This window comes from Veillonella sp. T34266-5 (genome assembly GCF_002959815.1).
GTDB lineage: Bacteria > Bacillota > Negativicutes > Veillonellales > Veillonellaceae > Veillonella > Veillonella atypica.
The window spans coordinates 60,938-81,259 of record NZ_PPCZ01000024.1; the positions used below are offsets into that span (position 1 = coordinate 60,938).

The 20,322-nt window shown below is 39.0% G+C and carries 22 protein-coding genes; 1 reads left to right on the top strand and 21 read right to left on the bottom strand.

The window, feature by feature from the left end:
• Nucleotides 1–11 precede the first annotated feature (11 nt).
• The 20 genes from VIHSUH07_RS08305 to nth all read right to left on the bottom strand — a co-directional run bounded on the left by VIHSUH07_RS08305 (nt 12) and on the right by nth (nt 18,523).
• Nucleotides 12–1,028 carry a GspE/PulE family protein gene (locus VIHSUH07_RS08305; RefSeq protein ID WP_105084591.1) on the bottom strand — a complete coding sequence of 339 codons (1,017 nt, stop codon included), beginning with the start codon at nt 1,026–1,028 and terminating at the stop codon, nt 12–14.
• Between the two features lie 220 nt (nt 1,029–1,248).
• Complete coding sequence (gene eno, locus VIHSUH07_RS08310) at nt 1,249–2,535, bottom strand: phosphopyruvate hydratase (protein ID WP_005379220.1); 1,287 nt, start codon at nt 2,533–2,535, stop codon at nt 1,249–1,251.
• Between the two features lie 27 nt (nt 2,536–2,562).
• A complete protein-coding gene (gpmI, locus tag VIHSUH07_RS08315) occupies nt 2,563–4,086 on the bottom strand; it encodes a 2,3-bisphosphoglycerate-independent phosphoglycerate mutase (protein ID WP_105084592.1) in 1,524 nt (507 codons plus the stop codon).
• 18 nt (nt 4,087–4,104) lie between these two features.
• Nucleotides 4,105–4,875: a triose-phosphate isomerase gene (gene tpiA, locus VIHSUH07_RS08320; protein ID WP_105084593.1), complete on the bottom strand. Its 771-nt coding sequence runs from the start codon at nt 4,873–4,875 to the stop codon at nt 4,105–4,107.
• Nucleotide 4,876: 1 nt separating this feature from the next.
• Complete coding sequence (locus VIHSUH07_RS08325) at nt 4,877–6,055, bottom strand: phosphoglycerate kinase (RefSeq protein ID WP_105084594.1); 1,179 nt, start codon at nt 6,053–6,055, stop codon at nt 4,877–4,879.
• A gap of 17 nt (nt 6,056–6,072) precedes the next feature.
• Nucleotides 6,073–7,083 (bottom strand): type I glyceraldehyde-3-phosphate dehydrogenase, encoded by a 1,011-nt coding sequence (gap, locus tag VIHSUH07_RS08330; RefSeq protein WP_105084595.1) that lies wholly within the window; start codon nt 7,081–7,083, stop codon nt 6,073–6,075.
• Between the two features lie 52 nt (nt 7,084–7,135).
• Nucleotides 7,136–8,161 (bottom strand): sugar-binding transcriptional regulator, encoded by a 1,026-nt coding sequence (locus VIHSUH07_RS08335; protein ID WP_105084596.1) that lies wholly within the window; start codon nt 8,159–8,161, stop codon nt 7,136–7,138.
• 165 nt (nt 8,162–8,326) lie between these two features.
• The gene (locus VIHSUH07_RS08340) at nt 8,327–8,683 is read right to left on the bottom strand and encodes a zinc ribbon domain-containing protein (protein ID WP_146104945.1); all 357 of its coding nucleotides are present in this window, start codon (nt 8,681–8,683) and stop codon (nt 8,327–8,329) included.
• 35 nt (nt 8,684–8,718) lie between these two features.
• The gene (gene upp / locus VIHSUH07_RS08345) at nt 8,719–9,345 is read right to left on the bottom strand and encodes a uracil phosphoribosyltransferase (protein WP_005376354.1); all 627 of its coding nucleotides are present in this window, start codon (nt 9,343–9,345) and stop codon (nt 8,719–8,721) included.
• A 185-nt stretch (nt 9,346–9,530) separates the two neighbouring features.
• Complete coding sequence (gene glyA / locus VIHSUH07_RS08350; protein ID WP_105084598.1) at nt 9,531–10,772, bottom strand: serine hydroxymethyltransferase; 1,242 nt, start codon at nt 10,770–10,772, stop codon at nt 9,531–9,533.
• A gap of 59 nt (nt 10,773–10,831) precedes the next feature.
• Entirely contained in the window at nt 10,832–11,269 is a 438-nt protein-coding gene (rpiB, locus tag VIHSUH07_RS08355; protein ID WP_005376273.1) for a ribose 5-phosphate isomerase B, read from the bottom strand.
• 11 nt (nt 11,270–11,280) lie between these two features.
• A complete protein-coding gene (locus VIHSUH07_RS08360) occupies nt 11,281–11,721 on the bottom strand; it encodes a low molecular weight protein arginine phosphatase (protein WP_105084599.1) in 441 nt (146 codons plus the stop codon).
• A 115-nt stretch (nt 11,722–11,836) separates the two neighbouring features.
• A complete protein-coding gene (locus VIHSUH07_RS08365; RefSeq protein WP_105084600.1) occupies nt 11,837–12,871 on the bottom strand; it encodes an L-threonylcarbamoyladenylate synthase in 1,035 nt (344 codons plus the stop codon).
• A 4-nt stretch (nt 12,872–12,875) separates the two neighbouring features.
• The gene (prmC, locus tag VIHSUH07_RS08370; RefSeq protein WP_105084601.1) at nt 12,876–13,745 is read right to left on the bottom strand and encodes a peptide chain release factor N(5)-glutamine methyltransferase; all 870 of its coding nucleotides are present in this window, start codon (nt 13,743–13,745) and stop codon (nt 12,876–12,878) included.
• Nucleotides 13,738–14,820 carry a peptide chain release factor 1 gene (gene prfA, locus VIHSUH07_RS08375; RefSeq protein ID WP_005376124.1) on the bottom strand — a complete coding sequence of 361 codons (1,083 nt, stop codon included), beginning with the start codon at nt 14,818–14,820 and terminating at the stop codon, nt 13,738–13,740. The genes prmC and prfA overlap by 8 nt, the downstream gene beginning before the upstream one ends.
• A 14-nt stretch (nt 14,821–14,834) precedes the next feature.
• A complete protein-coding gene (locus VIHSUH07_RS08380; RefSeq protein ID WP_005376009.1) occupies nt 14,835–15,746 on the bottom strand; it encodes a DUF1385 domain-containing protein in 912 nt (303 codons plus the stop codon).
• A gap of 57 nt (nt 15,747–15,803) precedes the next feature.
• Nucleotides 15,804–16,001: a 50S ribosomal protein L31 gene (gene rpmE, locus VIHSUH07_RS08385; protein ID WP_004696185.1), complete on the bottom strand. Its 198-nt coding sequence runs from the start codon at nt 15,999–16,001 to the stop codon at nt 15,804–15,806.
• A 73-nt stretch (nt 16,002–16,074) separates the two neighbouring features.
• Nucleotides 16,075–16,344 carry a YdbC family protein gene (locus VIHSUH07_RS08390; protein ID WP_005376370.1) on the bottom strand — a complete coding sequence of 90 codons (270 nt, stop codon included), beginning with the start codon at nt 16,342–16,344 and terminating at the stop codon, nt 16,075–16,077.
• 102 nt (nt 16,345–16,446) lie between these two features.
• On the bottom strand, nt 16,447–17,886 hold the full coding sequence (locus tag VIHSUH07_RS08395; RefSeq protein ID WP_105084602.1) for a hypothetical protein: 1,440 nt from the start codon (nt 17,884–17,886) through the stop codon (nt 16,447–16,449).
• Between the two features lies 1 nt (nt 17,887).
• Nucleotides 17,888–18,523 carry an endonuclease III gene (gene nth, locus VIHSUH07_RS08400; protein WP_105084603.1) on the bottom strand — a complete coding sequence of 212 codons (636 nt, stop codon included), beginning with the start codon at nt 18,521–18,523 and terminating at the stop codon, nt 17,888–17,890.
• Between the two features lie 123 nt (nt 18,524–18,646).
• Here nth and VIHSUH07_RS08405 point away from each other — a divergent pair, with 123 nt between their 5' ends.
• On the top strand, nt 18,647–18,916 hold the full coding sequence (locus tag VIHSUH07_RS08405) for a DUF896 domain-containing protein (protein WP_105084604.1): 270 nt from the start codon (nt 18,647–18,649) through the stop codon (nt 18,914–18,916).
• A gap of 46 nt (nt 18,917–18,962) precedes the next feature.
• On the opposite strand, the gene VIHSUH07_RS08410 is transcribed toward VIHSUH07_RS08405, so the two are convergent.
• Nucleotides 18,963–20,210 carry an aminotransferase class I/II-fold pyridoxal phosphate-dependent enzyme gene (locus VIHSUH07_RS08410; protein WP_105084605.1) on the bottom strand — a complete coding sequence of 416 codons (1,248 nt, stop codon included), beginning with the start codon at nt 20,208–20,210 and terminating at the stop codon, nt 18,963–18,965.
• Nucleotides 20,211–20,322 lie beyond the last annotated feature (112 nt).

Sequence of the window (20,322 nt, forward strand, 5' to 3'; positions counted from 1 at the left end):
TCACTACACAATCACAATAAGATGCCTGCACGATGTACCTCCTCTACTGTTGTAATGCCCGAATTAATAGCAGTCTGCGCCGAATCTTGCAGTGAAACATATAGATATGTATCAACATGATTCCAATCAATATCACTAGACGGTATCTCTACATATTCAAACAAACCTAATCGCCCTTGATAAGAATTTGTAGTGCTATTAATACGTCTTACGAGACGCTGAGATAGTGAGCCAATTAACGTAGCATGTAATAAATATGGTTCAACTCCCATATCAATAAGGCGTCCAATAACACCTAGTGCGGTATTCGTATGAACCGTGGTAATTACACGATGTCCGGTTAAGGCGGCTTTTACAGCTAGCTGTGCCGTCTCATGGTCTCGTATTTCACCAATCATAATAGAGTCAGGATCTTGCCGCAATACAGTGCGTAACCCTTTCGAAAAGGTAAATCCAATCTTTTCATTAATCCCTATTTGAATAGCTCCATCAATGGCCGCTTCTACAGGATCCTCTAAACATATAAGTTTTGTTTCTTTTAAATTCAACATGCGTAACATGGCATATAAGGTAGCCGTTTTACCACTTCCCGTAGGTCCACAAATGGTAATAAGCCCATAAGGACGTTTTAGTAATGCAATAATCTTCTCTTGTAGATTGGCTGACATACCCAGTTCTAATAGATTTTTATGCACCCCTTCATTTCCCATTAGGCGACACACGATGGCCTCACCATATAGACTAGGCAAACTAGATACACGCATGGTGACAGCATACGATTTAGCTGTCCATTCCCATCGTCCATCTTGTGGCAATCTCTTTTCGCTAATATCCATGCCACTGAATACCTTGATGCGGTTCACAATCATATCCGCATCAGTAGCATCGATAAACATATAATCCGTTAATAATCCATCAATTCTCAATCGCACTTGTACGCCATCTGGAATAGGATCAAAATGTATATCACTAGCACTAATCGTAATGGCATATGTAATGATTGAATCTAATGCAACATCTACATACAATGTCACCCCCTCCTTCATACCTTGCGGTGTGTTTATACATCACCTCTGCTCATTGCACTATGTAATTCTGTACAACAAGAAAAACTCCTCTTTATTTCTAAAAAATCCACAATGCGTGTACAGGTACGCAAAAAAACAACAAAAAAGAGACTCTCTTGAGTTTTCACTACTCAAAAGAGTCTCTTATCTAGTATGTTATTCTAAAATAAAATGTATTATTCTATTTTTTCAAATTATAAAATACTGCATCGCCTTTATATTGTGCTGTTTCGTATAACATTTCTTCGATGCGAAGCAATTGATTATATTTAGCAACACGTTCAGAACGTGCAGGAGCACCTGTTTTAATTTGGCCCGCATTAACAGCTACTGCAATATCTGCAATAAATGTATCTTCTGTTTCACCGGAACGGTGAGATACTACGCATGTGTAGCCAGCGCGTTTTGCAGTTTCCATAGCATCAAAGGCTTCAGTTAATGTACCAATTTGATTTACTTTGACAAGAATAGAATTAGCTACGCCAAGGTCGATACCCTTTTCAAGGCGTTTTGTATTAGTAACGAATAAATCATCACCTACGAGTTGAACACGTTTACCAAGGCGTTCGGTTAATACTTTCCATCCATCCCAATCTTCTTCTGCAAGGCCATCTTCGATAGATACGATAGGATATTTATCGACTAAGTATTCATAGAAGTCAACCATTTCGCTAGCGCTCAATACTTTGCCTTCGCCTTCTAGATGATATTTACCATCTTTATAGATTTCACTAGAAGCCACATCGAGAGCTAATTTAAAATCTGTACCAAGTTCATAACCAGCACGTTTAATAGCTTCGCAGATTACTTCCAAAGCTTCTTCATTGGAAGCTAAATTTGGTGCAAAACCGCCTTCATCGCCTACAGCAGTGCTGAGGCCTTTATCGTGAAGCACGGATTTCAATGTGTGATATACTTCTGCACAGCTACGCAATGCATCGCTAAATGTTTTGGCCCCTACTGGCATAATCATAAACTCTTGAAGGTCTACGTTATTATCAGCATGAGCACCACCATTTAGAATATTCATCATAGGAACAGGAAGTTCTTTAGCATTAAAACCACCTAGATATAAGAACAAAGGCAAATCTAAAGATTCAGCAGCAGCACGTGCTACAGCCATAGATACACCTAAAATTGCATTGGCACCCAAGTTAGCTTTGTTATCTGTGCCATCAAGTTTAAGCATTAAGTTATCAATCGCCACTTGTTCAGTCGCATCATAACCGATAATAGCTGGGCCAATTTTAGCATTTACATTGTCTACAGCTTGTAAAACACCTTTGCCACCATAGCGTTTTTTATCGCCATCACGAAGTTCTACTGCTTCAAACATCCCCGTAGATGCACCAGAAGGAACTGCAGCTGTTGCAATTGTACCATCTTCCAAACATACTTCTACTTCTACTGTAGGATTACCACGAGAATCCAAAATTTCACGAGCTACGACTTGTTCAATTACTGCCATAATACTACCTCTTATTTATATACTAAATTAATCTAATAACAAACTTTCACCGGTCATATTACTTGGCTTATCAATATGAGCCAACGCTAACATTGTCGGTGCAATATCACATAATTTACCTGATTTAAGTTGTTTATGTATATCCTGAGCTCCCACTAAAATCAATGGCACAACATTCGTTGTATGGGCTGTATGAGGTTTTCCAGTCTCATGATTGACCATTTGCTCTGCATTACCATGATCGGCGGTAACTAAAAGCTTTCCTCCAACCTCTAATATAGCCTTCGCAATACGTTCTAATCCTGCATCCACAGTTTGAATTGCTTTCACTGCAGCTTTAAAATCGCCTGTATGCCCTACCATATCTGGATTTGCATAATTTAGGATAATCATATCGTATTGACCACTATGAATGGCATCAACTACCTTATCGGTTACCTTAGGAGCACTCATTTCAGGTTGCAAATCGTAGGTTGCCACTGCTGGAGAAGGCACAAGAATGCGGTCTTCACCTTCAAAGGGAACCTCATTACCGCCATTAAAGAAATATGTTACATGTGCGTATTTCTCGGTTTCAGCAATACGTAATTGACGATAGCCCCCCTTAGCAAGGACTTCACCTAATGTATGATGTAACGTATCCTTTTCATAGACGATATGAACAGGTAATCCATCTTCATATTTGGTCATTGTCGCCATAAAGATAGATATAGGTTCTCGTTTAAAACCTTCAAAATCAGGTAAAGTTAAAGCCTTCGTCAATTCACGAGCTCTATCAGGTCTAAAGTTACAGAATATAACGGCATCGCCATCAGAAATCATCCCGTTTGGATCGATAACTGTAGGCACTACAAATTCATCATTCACACCATCATTATAGGATTGTGTAACAGCGTCATACGCAGAATTAGCCTTATTACCAACACCATTGACAATAGCATTATAGGCTAATTCCTCACGGTCCCACCGGTTATCGCGATCCATCCCATAGTAACGGCCACTTACAGTAGCAATTTTCCCACAGTTTATATCGGACATAAAGGATTCTAAATCATTAAGATAGGTTAATGCTGATTGTGGTGGTACATCGCGTCCATCGAGAAGCGCATGTACATATACCTCTTTAATGCCTTCATGTTTAGCACCAGCAATTACGGCCTTAATATGCTCTAAAGAACAATGTACATTGCCATCAGATACAAGGCCAATAATTTGTAATTTACCATGCTTAGCATGCTTGTATAACTCTTGTATTACAGGCTTTTGAAAAAACTCGCCACTCTCTACATCCTTCGTAATACGCGTTAAGTCTTGATATACAATACGGCCTGAACCAAGGTTGAGATGTCCAACTTCTGAATTACCCATTTGCCCTTCTGGCAAACCGACTGCAAGACCTGAAGCTTGTAATGTTGTATGAGGATACGTATCCCACAAATAATTAAAATAACTTGGTTTTGCTTGTACTACGGCATTCGTCGTATCTGTTTGGTCCCCCATACCAAAGCCATCTAGGATGACTAGCATTACGGGTGCCTGTAATTTTGCCATATTTATACCTCTAGTATGTTATTTACTTACGTCTTGAGCCGCCATGATGATTTCATTAAATTCATCCACGATTAACGAAGCGCCTCCAACGAGGGCCCCATCAATATTAGGCTCACTTAAAATTTCACGCGCATTATTAGCCTTTACACTACCACCATATTGAATTCGAACTGATTCTGCTACAGCAGAGGTATATAGCTCCGCTATATAATCACGTATAGATTTACATACTTCCTCTGCTTGATCAGCAGTCGCAGTCTTGCCCGTACCAATAGCCCAAATTGGTTCATAAGCGACAATCAATTGTTCCACTTGATCCGCTGGAATATCTTGTAATGCACATTGTAATTGTCCGTGAATGAAAGAAATCGTTTCATTTGCCTCTCTCTGAGCAAGGCTTTCACCAACACAGACAATAGGTTGCAAATTATGATGAAATGCACTCTTAATCTTTTCATTAACCATAGCATCTGTTTCACCATAGTACTCACGGCGTTCGGAATGGCCAATGATGACATAGGACACACCGAGTTCCGTTAACATCAACGGAGAAACTTCGCCTGTAAATGCACCGGCATCATGATAATCCATATTTTGAGCCCCTACGTCAACCTGTGTATCTCGTGTTAAGGACACAGCTCTCTCAAGCGCAGTAAAGGGCGGACATACAACTACGTCACAGTCCAAATCTTTATCACCTAGAAAACTAGTAAATGCTTCAATCAAGATAGAACCAGATGCAATGGTTCCGTTCATCTTCCAGTTTCCTGCAATAATTTGTTTTCTCATATTAGGCCTCTGTTAAAGCAGCAATACCTGGCAAAACCTTACCTTCCAATAATTCAAGGGATGCACCGCCACCAGTCGAAATATGGCTAATTTTATCTGCTAAGCCGCTTTTTTCAATAGCAGCTACAGAATCACCACCACCAACGATAGTCATGGCATCAGATTCTGCAACGGCTTTAGCTACTGCATTCGTACCAGCTGCAAAATTATCCATTTCAAATACGCCCATTGGGCCATTCCAAATGATAGTTTTCATATTAGCCAATGCTTCTGTATATAGGTCACGTGTTTTAGGACCGATATCCAAAATCATCCAGCCATCTTCGATGTTATCGACATCCACGATTTTTGTGTTCGCATCATTGCTGAAAGCATCTGCCACTACAGCATCGATAGGTGTCAATAATCTAGCACCTGCAACGCGTGCCTCCATAACTAAATCTGTAGCGATAGCATCTTGACCATCTTCATATAAGGAACTACCGATGTTACAGCCTTGAGCCTTAATGAAAGCATTCGCCATACCGCCGCCGATAATCATAACATCTACCTTAGGTAATAGATTGGAAATAACAGAAATCTTATCTGTTACCTTAGCACCACCGATAATGGCAGCCATAGGTGTTTTTGGATGTACTACAGCTGCACTTAGTGCATCAATTTCTTTTTTAAGTAAGAAACCTGCACCCATAGGGATGTAATCAGCAATGCCAACTACAGATGCTGCATTACGATGGGATACACCAAATGCATCATTGATAGCTACATCAGCAAGAGATGCTAATTGTTTAGCAAACTCAGGATCATTTTTAGTTTCTTCATTGTGGTAACGCAAGTTTTCAAGCATCAATACATCGCCAGGTTGTAATGCTTCAACAGCTGACTCAACCTTAGGACCAACACAATCATCTACAAATGCAACTGGTTTATTGATAAGCTCAGATAAACGTTTAGCACAAGGAGCCAATGTCATATCCGGTTTACGTTCACCCTTTGGACGACCAAAGTGAGATGCAAGAATTACCTTAGCATTGTGGTCGATTAAATATTTGATTGTTTCTAGTGCACCACGGATACGAGTGTCATCAGTGATAACACCATCCTTCATAGGCACATTGAAATCCACGCGTACAAAGACGCGTTTATTATCTACATTCATATCTAAAATGGTTAATTTCATCCTAGAATTTCCTCCCATTATAGACCTTTACTAGCTACGAAAGCTGCCATATCGATAAGGCGTTCTGAATAGCCCCATTCGTTATCGTACCAAGAAACAACTTTCACCATATTACCATCCATAACCATTGTCAAATCAGCATCAACAATGGAACTACGAGGATCAGAGCTGAAATCACAGGATACCAATGGCACATCGGACACGCCAAGAATGCCTTTTAATTTGCCAGCTGCTGCTTTACGGAATGCTTCGTTGATTTCTTCTTTAGTAGCAGGTTTTTCAAGTTCGCAAACAAGATCAGTAGCAGATACGTCTGGAGTAGGAACGCGCAATGCAAAACCGTCTAATTTTCCTTTTAATTGAGGCAATACTTTAGCAACAGCCTTTGCTGCACCAGTTGTTGTAGGAATGATGGACATAGCTGCTGCACGAGCACGGCGTGGGTCTTTATGACGTGCATCAAGAATTTTTTGGTCATTTGTATAAGAATGAATTGTAGTCATCATACCGCGTTTAATGCCGAATTCATCGCACAATACTTTAGCAAATGGAGCTAAGCAGTTTGTTGTGCAAGATGCATTAGAAATGATGTGGTGTTTTGCAGGATCGTACATATCTTGGTTAACGCCCATAACCATTGTTAAATCTTCATTTTTACCAGGTGCAGAAATCAATACTTTTTTTACAGTAGGTTGATTCAAATGAACCTTTGCTTCCTCTGCATCACGGTATTTACCAGTACATTCCATAACGATTTCAACGCCTTCTTCAGACCAAGGCAATTTAGAAGCATCACGGTCATGGAATACGCGAATACGTTTACCATCTACATAAATGTTTTCGTCATCAAATGTTACTTCATTAGGGATTGTACCATGTACGGAATCGTATTTTAACAATAATGCAGTACCTTCATTATCACCAGTTGCATTAATAGCTACTACTTCAACATCTGGATTATTAATTGCCGCACGTACTACACATTTACCAATACGACCGAAACCATTAATACCAACTTTAACTGCCATTGTTTTGTCCTCCTCAAAAGAACTATATAATACTTAAAAATGATAAACTAAATTATAATGCAGGAATATTTAGTAATTGACGCATACCTTCTGCTGCTTGATCATCTATTATGAGAATGCCCTTTTTACAAGACCTCATAACGCTGATAATTGCACTAGCTTTATCAAAGCCACCTGCTACAGCTATAACATGTGGTATATTTACTATATCCCTTAATGAAAGCCCTATGTTGTTCGTCGCATAGACGATAGAACCATCCATAGAGCAATACTGACCTAATGCTTCACCTACAGCATCGCTATCAACAAGTTGACGGCGCACACCATCCGGTATATGTCGTACATCGGCCATATGGAGTGCTTGACCAATACCAAAAACTAATATATCAGTTCTATGGATTAATTCGCTAATCTCCTTGATTTGTGGTTCTAATGTTACAAGCATATCTAGGGAATCTTTGGATAGCCCATCTGGTAAATGAAGCATCTTATACGAGCCATGCCAACGTTCTGCTAATACAGAGGCGATTACATTCGCTTGATATTCAACGACTTCACCAACACCACCACGGGCTGGTACAACCACAGGATGCAACACACTACTAGGCATTTCATCAGCCATGGCTGCCATGGTACTACCGCCACTAACAGCTACGACAGACTCATCGGTTACCATACGTTGAACCACTTTGGCAGCAGTAAAGCCTAAGCGCTTTAACATCAATGAGCCTTCACTAGGTGTGATAATCACATCATCAATATGTAACGCCGCTTTTAACTGTTGCTCTAATTCACCAACACGTTCGTATTCATAAAGAATACCCCTTAATTTGGGAACTAGTTCTCGTCCTTCAGCACTTAGATAGATACCAGGTTTAGAGATTTCAACTAATCCATTACCGCGCAATGCATCAACATGAGAACGTACCGCACGTTCTGATATATCCGTAGCTAGAGCTAAACTCCTACGGCCGAGAGGTTCTTCATAGGCTAGATGGCTCAATAATTTGTAGCGATCCTTTAAGACTGTCATTAATTCCGGTGCTATACGCTCGCATACCATTAACAACTCATTCATAGGGTTCCTCCTTTACCCTTTGATAAGGATAACGATATTCGTCCCAGACAAACAAAATTAGTCCCACCTAGAATAAAAAAATACTTCTACACAATTATTTTATACCTTATTACAACTTTATTCAAGTAAAAACGCCCTTTCGGGCGTCTTTACTTGATGTATCTTTTATTTAATGGTATCTACTGGCAATTCGGATTGACAATATCTACATTTAACAGCTTCTTGACGAATAAACTCACCGCAAAATGGACATTTTTTTAAATCACTATTTTTCTTCATAGCATTGTCATTATCAGTAAGTACGATTGAATGAATTAAGGCTATAATCCACAAAAAATTACCATAAATAAGCCATCCCCAAAAAGAACGACCTTTATTATTAGCAATAATAGCCGGAATCATAGCAATTATCCCCAATATAATAGACAATGGTATTGGTCTATCTCCTCCCGGTGGAAATACACAAAGAATATAAAACATAGAAATAAAAGTAGAGAATATATACCCCAAAAAATATTTCATAATAACACAACTCCCCCTAATTTCCCCAAAATTATCTATTTAGTACCGAAGATACGGTCCCCAGCATCCCCTAAACCAGGCAAGATATAGCCATGTTCATTCAATGTTTCATCAAGAGCTGCTACATAAATAGGTACATCAGGATGTTCCTTATTAACAACTTCTACACCTTCAGGAGCCGCTACGAGGCACATCAATTTAATGCTCTTAGCACCTTTTTCTTTCAACAACGTAATCGCTGCAGATGCACTACCACCAGTAGCAAGCATTGGATCGGTAACGATGAAATCGCGTTCGCCCACGTCGCTAGGTAATTTGCAATAATATTCTACTGGTTTTAATGTTTCTGGATCACGATATAAACCGACATGACCAACCTTAGCTGTTGGAATCAAGCTAAGCATGCCATTTACCATGCCAAGACCAGCACGCAAAATTGGAATAATGCCTAATTTTTTACCGGCAATGCGTTTACCTGTCATCTTAGTCAATGGTGTTTGCACTTCTACATCTTCTAATGGCAAATTACGTGTAATTTCATAGCCCATCAACAATGTAATTTCATCTAATAATTCGCGGAAATCTTTTGAACCTGTTTGTACATCACGCATCAATGTAACCTTATGATGAATCAATGGATGTGTCATAACATTAACGTTCATGATTATGCCCCCTATAAAAACAATCCGAATCCGAAATCATTATTTCGGCCTTTTACTATTCATACATACTCTATCACATATTTACAAATCCTGCCATATAAATATGACCACTACAACATAAAAAGGGTGAGCAAGAAAAACTCTTGCTCACCCTTTTGGGTTCTTACTATACCAATACCTATAAATTATAAGTTAGGGTATAAAGGATATTTTTCACATAATGCAGCTACGCGTTTTGCAGCATCTTGGTGTTTTGCTGTATCTTCTGGGTTTTGAAGTACTGTAGCAATGATATCTGCAATTTCTTTCATATCGTCTTCTTTAAGACCACGTGTAGTCAATGCAGGTGTACCTAAACGAACACCACTAGTTACAAATGGGCTAGCTGGGTCGAATGGAATTGTATTTTTATTAGCTGTGATGCCGATTTCGTCAAGAAGATGTTCTGCTTCTTTACCAGTTAAACCTGTATTGCGCACATCTACGAGCATAACATGTGTATCTGTACCACCAGAAACGATAGTCAAACCTTTAGCCATCAATTCAGCAGCCAATACTTTTGCATTTTTAATAACTTGTTCAGCGTATTCTTTAAATTCTGGTTGTAGAGCTTCACCTAATGCAACAGCTTTTGCAGCGATAACATGCATCAAAGGACCACCTTGGATACCAGGGAATACAGCTTTATCAATAGCTTTTGCATATTCTTCTTTGCACAAAATCATACCGCCACGAGGACCACGCAATGTTTTATGTGTTGTAGTTGTAACGATATCAGCATATTCTACTGGATTTGGATGTAAGCCAGCAGCTACAAGGCCAGCAAAGTGAGCCATGTCTACCATGAAAATAGCGCCTACTTCGTGAGCTACATCAGCCATTTTCTTGAAGTCGATTTGACGGCTGTAAGCACTACCACCAGCAATGATCAATTTAGGTTTTGCTTCTAATACGATTTTGCGGAATTCATCATAGTCGATTTGTTGAGTTTCTGCATTAACACCGTAAGGAACAACATTGAAATATGTACCAGATACGTTTACAGGAGAACCATGTGTTAAGTGACCACCATGGGACAAGTTCATACCTACAATAGTATCACCAGGTTTTAACATAGCAAAATATACAGCAAAGTTAGCTTGAGACCCAGAATGTGGTTGTACATTTGCATGTTCTGCACCAAACAAACGTTTAGCGCGTTCAATAGCCAATGTTTCTACTACATCCACATGTTCGCAGCCACCATAATAACGTTTGCCAGGGTAGCCTTCGGCGTATTTATTAGTTAATACACTACCTTGAGCTTCCATAACGGCTTGGGATACGATATTTTCAGAAGCGATCATTTCTAATTTATCGCGTTGACGCATTAATTCTTGATCGATAACTGCTTTAACATTAGGGTCTTGTTTTGCTAAGAAACTCATGGGAATCCTCCTTGAAACATATGTAAATATAATGTGATAACTAATTGAGTAAAGATGTATTATTTTTCAAGAGCAGAAATTTTTTCTACGCGACGCGCGTGACGTCCGCCTTCAAATTCTGTATTAAGCCAAATCGTAACAATATCCTTTGCAAGGCCCGGTCCAATCACGCGTTCCCCCATCGTAAGAATATTGGCATTATTATGTTCACGACTAGCATGTGCGGAAAATGTATCGTGACAAAGCGCTGCACGTACACCTGCAATTTTGTTGGCTGCAATACCAATCCCAATGCCTGTACCACAGATTAAGATACCTCGATCTGCTGCACCATCTACAACGGCATGTGCTACTGGTTCAGCAATATCCGGATAATCACAAGATTCTGTACTATGAGTACCAAAATCTTCCACTTCATGGCCTAATGTAGACAATAATTCCTTAATTTCTTGTTTTAAATGTAATCCACCATGATCACAACCAATAGCAATTTTCATAGCTCTTTCTCCTATTCTTTTGATGATACTAATCCAGCTTTCACCAAATTATAAATTTGCTCAGCACATTGATTATACACGTCTTGATTGGAACCGAAAGGATCTACCACATCTCCTGTACCATGCCCCCATTCAGCAAGGGTTTTAATTTTAGCTACTTCAAATGGAAATTGACGAAGTAACACAGATTTATGGTCTTGTGTCATACCAATAATCAAATCTGCTGAATTGACAAGTTCCATTGTAAGAGGTCTTGATTCATGTTCAGAAATATCAGCGATAGATTGAATCGCAATCACAGCTTCTTCTGTAGGCTTAGCACCATAAGCAGCAAATAATCCAGCCGAAACGACGTTCACGTCTAGACCAAGCTCTGTTGCTAAGGCCCGCGTAATACCTTCTGCCATTGGGCTACGACAGGTATTACCAGTACATACATACAAAATATTCATAATGACATCCTTACTGCCACAATTTCTGTGGCTATTTATACATTATAGCAAATACATCCAATATGTAAAGACATTTTTCTATTATGAATGGACATAATAAATATTACCTAATTGCTTATAAGTAGATAATCTGACCAGCACACGCCTTTTCCATGCGATTCATAACCGCTACGCCAAGGCCTGTATTCTGAACACCTTCTGCTAAAATATAGTCTACATTACATTCATTAAAATGATGTAGTGTCTTATAAAAATCGTGAGCCAAAGCTACTGCATCACCACTATGTCCATATACATGAAATTCACCGTGTACACTATCTTTTAACAAATCATATGTTTCTTGGCTAACAAGAAATGCACCACATTTAGTTTCCTGTTCATGAATTACATTGTTGAAAGCTTCCGCCACATCCTTGGGATTGCCTATAAATGCACGCATAGGTGCATCTGGAGCATAATGCTTATACTTCATACCCGGAGCCTTTGGCGCTTCATTTTGAGACGATAAGAATGGATCATAGGACACATTAGCTACAACTTGTTCTAACATTTCTTTTGTGATGCCGCCGGGCCGTAAGATGGTCACCCCATCATCTCTAACCTCTACAACAGTGGATTCCACACCAATCGTACAGATTCCAGCATCCACAATATAAGGAATACGACCGTTCATATCATCATAAACAGCTTGAGCAGAAGTAGGGCTTGGGCGGCCTGAAATATTGGCACTAGGCGCGGCAATTGGCACACCAGCCAACTCTAATATGTCACGGCATACGCCATGATTTGGGCAACGTAATGCCACCCGATCTAACCCACCAGTTGCACGGTCAGGCACGAGATCAGATTTAGGCAATGTAATTGTTAAAGGACCCGGCCAAAAAGCCTCAATCAATAGCTTTGCTGTTTCAGGTATTTCTTTCACAAGCGGTTTAATACTTTCCGCATTTGATACATGTAATATTAATGGATTATCTGAAGGACGACCTTTAGCAGCATAAATTTTATCCATTGCGTCTGCATCGAGACCATTAGCACCAAGGCCATATACAGTTTCCGTAGGAATTGCTACAACATCACCATGACGCAACGCATGTGCAACTAATTGAAGATTATCTCTTGTAAGTTCGGTAATGATTTTAGTCTCCACATTCTCACCCCTTCACGCGAGCCGTCACAACACGATTAATGCCCGCTAAATCTGCTGCAAAAGATATATCTACATAGGACCCAACAGCCTCCAGTAAAGATTTCACAGCCTTAGCTTGATCATATCCTACCTCAAAAGCTACAAGTCCATGAGGTTTTAAATATGTAACGCACTCCATAGCTAACTGACGATAGAAATCAAGTCCATCTTCACCACCAAATAATGCAATATGAGGCTCATTAAGTACATCAGGAGACAGGATTTTCTTATCCTCTAATCGAATATACGGCGGATTAGATACAATCACATCAAACAACTCATTATGATGTTCTAAATAAGAAAACATATCCGATTCGTGAAATTCGCTACGATTCTCTAGCTTAAATGCTTCTTGATTCTTTGTGGCTATTTCAAGTGCATCACGAGAAATATCAAGGCCCATCCCCGTTGCTGTAGGCAGATAATGCAAGAGGCTTAGTAAAATAGTACCAGGGCCCGTACACATATCAAGGATTCGAATAGAGTCTTGTTGATGATAAGCACTTAATACATATTCTACTAATGTTTCTGTATCGGGACGAGGAATAAGGACCTTATCATTTACAGCAAATGTCAATCCCATAAAGTCTTTTGTTCCCGTTAAAGATGCTACAGCATGTCCTTTAGCCCGTTCAATGACAAGCGGTCTAAATTTATCCAGTTCTTCTTGCTCTAATGGTTGATCATAATTCGTATATAGATATATACGATTCTTCCCTAAAACGTGAGAAAGCAGTACTTCCCCATCAAGACGAGGTGTATCCATCCCCTTGCTTTGAAAGTACTGCTCTGTCCACTGGAGAATACGACCAACCGTCCAAATCTCCTTATACATTTGTATTAGCCTCCTGCATTTTAGCTGCTTGATCAGCGGCATTTAAGGCTTGAATAATTTCATCGAGATCACCATTTAAAATGGCATCCAATTTATACAATGTTAAATTGATACGATGATCTGTTACGCGACCTTGTGGGTAGTTATAGGTACGAATACGTTCACTACGATCACCTGTACCAACTTGGCTCTTGCGGTCTGCGGCCATGCTAGCTGTAGCCTCTTGTTCGGCTTTATCTTGCAATTTTGCACGCAATACGCGCATCGCTTTCTCTCTGTTTTGTAGCTGAGAACGTTGATCCTGACAAGCTACGACAATACCTGTTGGTAAGTGAGTAATACGGACAGCAGATTCTGTTTTATTAATATGCTGACCACCGGCACCACTAGCGCGATATGTATCGATTTTCAAATCCTTATCATTGATTTCAATATCAACATCTTCCATTTCAGGAAGTACTGCCACAGTAACCGTAGATGTATGTACACGGCCTTGTGTTTCTGTAGCTGGAACCCGTTGTACACGATGTACACCAGATTCAAATTTCATCTTAGAATATACATTCTCACCATCTACAGAGAATACAACCTCTTTAAAACCGCCTAATTCAGGTTCATTAGCATCGATAATTTCACAACGCCACCCTTGGCTTTCAGCATATTTAGTATACATACGGAATAAGTCGCCTGCAAACAATGCCGCTTCATCGCCACCAGCGCCACCGCGAATTTCGATGATAATATTTTTATCATCGTTAGGGTCTTTTGGTAATAAAAGAATTTGTAATTTTTCTTCTAATTCCTCTTTTTGAGGTTTTAATTCTTTCAATTCTTCTTGAGCCATTTCACGGAATTCTTCATCCATCGTTTTGTCTTCAATGACTTCCATGGCTTCATCAATACCAGCTAAAACCTTTTTATATTCTCTAAAAGCTTCTACAGTTTCAGATAATTGGGCATGTTGACGTGTTAGTTTACGCCATTCATCTTGACGCGCAATGACTTCAGGGTCACTGATGCGTTGCTCTAGATCCATAAATTTATCTTCAATAACTTGTAATTTATCTACTAACATATATAACCTCAATCTTAATATGTTTCATCTTCATAAGCATCTTCTTCTGGAGGACGTACCTCTTCTAGAGCACGAATAGCCACTTCGATTTGATCTGCTTCTGGTTCACGGGTCGTCATATATTGCAACGCCAAGCCCGGTTTAACGAGAGATTTTACAAAGGAGCTTTCACTACGTCCTGCAAAACGAATACATTCATAGGCAATACCTGCTACAACGGGCATCAGTAAAACACGTGACACAATGCGCTCTAGCAAGTTAGGCCAACCTAAAAAGGCAAATACAAATATACTAACTACCATTACAATGAGTAGAAAATTAGTCCCGCATCTCGGATGTAAACGAGATTGAGCACGCACATTTTCTACGGTCAAAGGTAGATCATTTTCATAAGCATGAATGGTTTTATGCTCTGCGCCATGGTATTGGAATACACGTTGTATATCCTTAGTTTGACCAATACCCCATATATAGAGCAAAAACAGAGCCAATCGAATAGCACCTTCAACAAGGTTCAAAATAAAGTGATTATCTTGAATACCAGGAATAAATTTAACTACAAATGTAGGAAGGGCTACAAATAAAGCGATTGCAAATAGTGTGGAAAATACCATGGTAATGGCAATTTCACTATTCGACATTTCTTCCTCTTCATCACCAGCCGCTTTCGCAGAGAAGGACAAGGCCTTCATACCGATAACAAGAGATTCATATAAGGCTATACAGCCTCGTAAAAATGGTTTCTTTAATATAGGATATCGCTCTTGAATGGACGTGGTGGCTTCCTTTTGCACCACGATAGAACCGGAAGGCTCACGTACAGCTGTCGCCGTATATCCTGGGCCACGCATCATGACGCCTTCAATGACAGCTTGTCCACCAACGAACTTCTTAATACGTTCTTTTGCCAAAGGATTTCCTTTCATAAACAAATAGAGGCAGAGCCCAAAGCCCTGCCAATAGTTGTTTCGCTACATAAACTATTATTTACCGTAACGTTTGTTAAATTGTTCGATACGACCACGAGCTTGAGCCGCACGTTGTTGACCAGTGAAGAACGGATGGCATTTGGAGCAAACGTCTACACGAAGGTCTTCTTTTACAGAGCCAGTTTTGAATGTGTTACCACAACCGCAAGTAACTGTAGCTTCTTTATAGTCTGGATGAATACCTTGTTTCATTCTATACACCTCTTTCCAGCAATCAATATTATTCTTATAGATTATAGCACGATAATGCGTACAAATCAAGAAACTACTCTTTAGAAGCCTGTTTTTCTTCAATTGCTTCCGCTAAGATAGTTTCTAAATCACTTTCATTCAAAAGATCGCGTAATGCAATCAATTCTTCCAAGGAAAGAGTAATCCCTTTTTTCATACTTGTATATTCGCTATCCCAAGCACGAAGATCAAATTTAGGATTATATTTCCCCCAGCTTGTGCATGTAAGTTGTTTTTTCCAGCCATCTTTATCTTCAGATAATGTGCCGATAACTTTGAAAATTTCGAAATTAATAACAGCCATTGTTACCTCCCTCCTCACCTAATTATAGTGTACACTATGTGTCAAATTATGTAGTTCTAAATCGATACGATATATTGTAAACCAAATTACCTATATTGACAATTATTTTTTATAGTCACTGTAGTCTTCAATATCGATGGATGTCGTCGGAGGCATTACGTCAGCACCCAAAGAATTCATATTTTCTTGCCATGATGCTCGTGCAGATTTGATAGTCTCTTTATACGCTTCATCAATATTTTTGGCCGCATTAACTAGTAGCGATTCATCATTTACATCGAGTACACGGCGACGTACACTGCTAAGCATATAGCCGAAGGATTCTTCTGTTTGAACGAGCATAGAAATCTCTTGCATTAAGGTTTGCCCAATTGTGCTAGAGAAATATGTATACCACATATATGCCAATTCTACATCAGGGAACATCCAATATACACCCGTACTAGGTGCTTCTGTACCCATAGACACCTCTACATGGTCACTATAGCGGGTAAAAGCTAAGTAATACGCTCCATTTTCACGAAGTGCCGCACGTCCTAGTTCTGAAACACGACTATCTATACAATAAATGCCATCCTGCCCTAAAGCTACATCAGTTTGACCGCCAGGCAATAAAATAGAACGTAGGGACAAACCATAATTTAGTACGGTAAATACTGGTAATTGAGCAAAGACACCATGAGGTAATGGAATATAATTAATAGCTTTCCAGTCATCACCAACCCGTTCACGAAGGCCTACGCGCATCTTTTTAACATCATATTTACCATAAATGATTTCATAAGCCCCTAGAGGAGTCCATTCGCGAATAGATTCTACACGTTTTTGGTTCAAAAAGAATTGTAATGCCATATTATTCAATCCCAATTGATTTTGTGCCATTGTTGCTGGTAAGAACAATTGAGCAGTCCCTTCAGGAACCAAATTATGCAAACCATTAGCTACCTCTTCTACAATATCTTCAGAGGATTGGAACATACCAACAGTACCTGTAAAGATATGGTCAAAATAGCTACGATGAGGCCATTGATTAATAATCTGAGCCATTGGATATAATCGAGAGATAATGCTATAGCATATAGGAGATGCTGTATAAAGTACTACCTTTTTATCCTCATAGGATTGCAAGATTTCTTCTATCATGCCAGCATATTCTTCTACATAAGCATATAACACGAGTTCCCCCGTTTTGCTATGAGCTTCTATACTTTCACGTACAGGCGACTCCCATACAGTCCCCACATCAAGGCCATCTAGAATACCAGTATCACTAATAAAATCAAAGAGCTCTACCGTAAAGGATGGTCCATACAATGCACGGAATGTGTTTACATCATATGGAATAGGTCCAAAGGATTCAACAGTAGACTTCTCTGCTAATCCATACAAATCCTCTGGTGTAACACCCCATTCACGAGAATTTGCATTGCTGGAGAGCAATTGATCTAATACTTTAAAACGCATTAATTCATTGACGATATCAATACCTTCTATGCCATATTGGGCACAAAGAGCAATAAATTCTTCATTATTCTTTTTCATATTAAACCTTTCCTGCTGACGGACAAAGATGATTTAAAAAACATGTTTCACATAGAGGCTTACGTGCTTTGCAGACACGTCGTCCATGATAAATCAGCCAATGATGGGCCGCAGACCACTTCTCTTTTGGTATAGCCTTTTGTAACTTTTGTTCCATTTCTTCTGGCGTTTTCGCAATGCCCAATTTCAATCGGTTTGCTACGCGGAACACATGTGTATCTACTGCGATAGCCGGTGTTCCAAATAATACAGACACTACAACATTTGCCGTTTTTCGACCTACACCGGGCAATTCAACAAGCTGATCAAATTCGCGTGGCACTTCTCCATGATATTGTTCTACCAGTATATGACAAGTGGCAATCAAATTCTTCGCCTTCGATTTATACAAACCACAATCCTTGATAAGAGTTTCTAGTTTTGTAACACCAATTTCTAGCATCTTAGCAGGATGATTTAATGCAGGGAACAATCGTTTTGTAACAATGTTAACCCTCTCATCTGTGCACTGTGCAGATAACACAACAGCGACTAATAATTCAAATTCATTTGTGTATTCAAGAGCAGGTTTAGCATCAATATAATGTTCTTCTAATAATGCTAATTGTTCTGCTTTAATTGCTTTCGTAACACGCACGATAAACTCCTTTCTCACCTGTGAAAGTACGAACTCGTACAATTTATATCTTACCATACGTATTCATTAAGTTCTATGTTATAATAAATCATGTTATTCTAATATAGAATACAGGAGGCAACTATGAACAATATTAATGATACATTAAAACGTATAAATGAACTAGCAGCTAAGAAAAAATCTGGTCAAGAACTAACACCTGAAGAATTAGCCGAAAAGAAAGAGCTATATAACATCTATTTAGGCTTTATTAAAGGACAAATCACAGACACCTTAGATCGCGTTGAATTTGTTGATCCTAAAACAGGTGAACGAACAGCACCTAAAAAAGCGCTTGAAAACTTAGCGTTAAAGGCAGATGAAGAAATTAAAGAACGTAAGGACATTCACTAACACTAAAAGGCACTTCAATTTGAAGTGCCTTTTTAAATTCATTTCTTTATAATTTGCCTAATCGTTTCATTGCATCATAGATTTTTCCAGCTAATCCCTTCATTTGGAATTTAGGAATACCACATGCAGCGATACGAATACCATTGCCTAACGCAATGCAATAAATATGTTCTTTTTTAAGTTCTTCACAAATAGCGGTACCAGAATCAGTTGGTATAGTTATAAAGAAACCACCACGATATGGCAACATAGGTAAGCCCACTTGTGCTGCCTCTTGTTTAAAGATATCTGCACGATCGCGAATCAATTGATAATAACAATTACGTTCGTCCTCATAAGCCTTAAATTTATCAGGATCAGAAACGATATTAGCCATAGTGCGCATTGCTGGACGACAAATATTAGACCAGGTTGCACGACTAGTCGATTTATTCACTTCTAAGAATTCATCGGCGATTTCTTCATCAGAAGAAATACCAATCATAGCGCCAACACGTTGACCATACATTGTAAAGCCCTTAGATAAGCTATAACATACACAAACTAGGATTTCCTTTGGTAATTGCCCCATCTTTTTAAAGAATGCGCGGACTTCTTCTTTTTCACCAGAATAATCCAAATAAGCCACATCGATACCAATGATGACGTTATTGCGACCAATAGCAACTAATTCTTTCAAGAAACTAAGAATAGAATCCCAGTCCTTATCCTCTACAGAATATCCTGTAGGATTATTACCTGGTGTATTAAATAAGATAACAACATTTGTTTGTTTAGCAGCTAATTCCTTAACACGATGTTGGAATGCATCATGATTAAAGTTATTATGTTCATCAAATAAAGAGTATGTAACAAGTGTACGTCCATTATCACTACAAATAATACGATATGCACCCCAGTACCAATCTGCGGTTAATACTTCATCTCCAGGTTCAGTATAGTTATGTACCAAATGATGAATACCGCCTGTACCACCAGTGGTTGCGATGCTACGAATAAAGCCATCAGGACGAGAATCGCCAAAGCATTCTTTTTCAGCACATTCCAAATATTGTGGAATCCCTGCAATAGGGGCATATCCAATATGTTCGGTGTCAGATAAATTTAAATATTCTTCTTTTACAGTTTTTAAGAATACTAAATTACCTTCTTCATCATAAATAGCACCCAAAGTACCATTTACTACATTTTCACGACCATTTAATTTTGTATCTTCCGCCGCCTGTCCTGCAGTTACAAAGATTACATCTTTTAATTTTTTTCCTCTTGCGTGTTTCGCTGCTACACTTGTCATCGCATACACCATCCTAACTAAAAAGAACTATTACATCAATATCATACCTAAAGTTAAGCATTTATACAATGAGTATTCATGAAAAATATTGTATACATGAGTGAATACAAAA

Excerpts from the sequence above, each read along its gene's own strand:
- eno (WP_005379220.1), bottom strand. The coding sequence starts at position 2,535 with ATGGCAGTAATTGAACAAGTCGTAGCTCGTGAAATTTTGGATTCTCGT.
- gpmI (WP_105084592.1), bottom strand. The coding sequence starts at position 4,086 with ATGGCAAAATTACAGGCACCCGTAATGCTAGTCATCCTAGATGGCTTT.
- tpiA (WP_105084593.1), bottom strand. The coding sequence starts at position 4,875 with ATGAGAAAACAAATTATTGCAGGAAACTGGAAGATGAACGGAACCATT.
- VIHSUH07_RS08325 (WP_105084594.1), bottom strand. The coding sequence starts at position 6,055 with ATGAAATTAACCATTTTAGATATGAATGTAGATAATAAACGCGTCTTT.
- gap (WP_105084595.1), bottom strand. The coding sequence starts at position 7,083 with ATGGCAGTTAAAGTTGGTATTAATGGTTTCGGTCGTATTGGTAAATGT.
- VIHSUH07_RS08335 (WP_105084596.1), bottom strand. The coding sequence starts at position 8,161 with ATGAATGAGTTGTTAATGGTATGCGAGCGTATAGCACCGGAATTAATG.
- VIHSUH07_RS08340 (WP_146104945.1), bottom strand. The coding sequence starts at position 8,683 with ATGAAATATTTTTTGGGGTATATATTCTCTACTTTTATTTCTATGTTT.
- upp (WP_005376354.1), bottom strand. The coding sequence starts at position 9,345 with ATGAACGTTAATGTTATGACACATCCATTGATTCATCATAAGGTTACA.
- glyA (WP_105084598.1), bottom strand. The coding sequence starts at position 10,772 with ATGAGTTTCTTAGCAAAACAAGACCCTAATGTTAAAGCAGTTATCGAT.
- rpiB (WP_005376273.1), bottom strand. The coding sequence starts at position 11,269 with ATGAAAATTGCTATTGGTTGTGATCATGGTGGATTACATTTAAAACAA.
- VIHSUH07_RS08360 (WP_105084599.1), bottom strand. The coding sequence starts at position 11,721 with ATGAATATTTTGTATGTATGTACTGGTAATACCTGTCGTAGCCCAATG.
- prmC (WP_105084601.1), bottom strand. The coding sequence starts at position 13,745 with ATGTATAAGGAGATTTGGACGGTTGGTCGTATTCTCCAGTGGACAGAG.
- prfA (WP_005376124.1), bottom strand. The coding sequence starts at position 14,820 with ATGTTAGTAGATAAATTACAAGTTATTGAAGATAAATTTATGGATCTA.
- VIHSUH07_RS08380 (WP_005376009.1), bottom strand. The coding sequence starts at position 15,746 with ATGAAAGGAAATCCTTTGGCAAAAGAACGTATTAAGAAGTTCGTTGGT.
- rpmE (WP_004696185.1), bottom strand. The coding sequence starts at position 16,001 with ATGAAACAAGGTATTCATCCAGACTATAAAGAAGCTACAGTTACTTGC.
- VIHSUH07_RS08390 (WP_005376370.1), bottom strand. The coding sequence starts at position 16,344 with ATGGCTGTTATTAATTTCGAAATTTTCAAAGTTATCGGCACATTATCT.
- VIHSUH07_RS08395 (WP_105084602.1), bottom strand. The coding sequence starts at position 17,886 with ATGAAAAAGAATAATGAAGAATTTATTGCTCTTTGTGCCCAATATGGC.
- VIHSUH07_RS08405 (WP_105084604.1), top strand. The coding sequence starts at position 18,647 with ATGAACAATATTAATGATACATTAAAACGTATAAATGAACTAGCAGCT.
- VIHSUH07_RS08410 (WP_105084605.1), bottom strand. The coding sequence starts at position 20,210 with ATGACAAGTGTAGCAGCGAAACACGCAAGAGGAAAAAAATTAAAAGAT.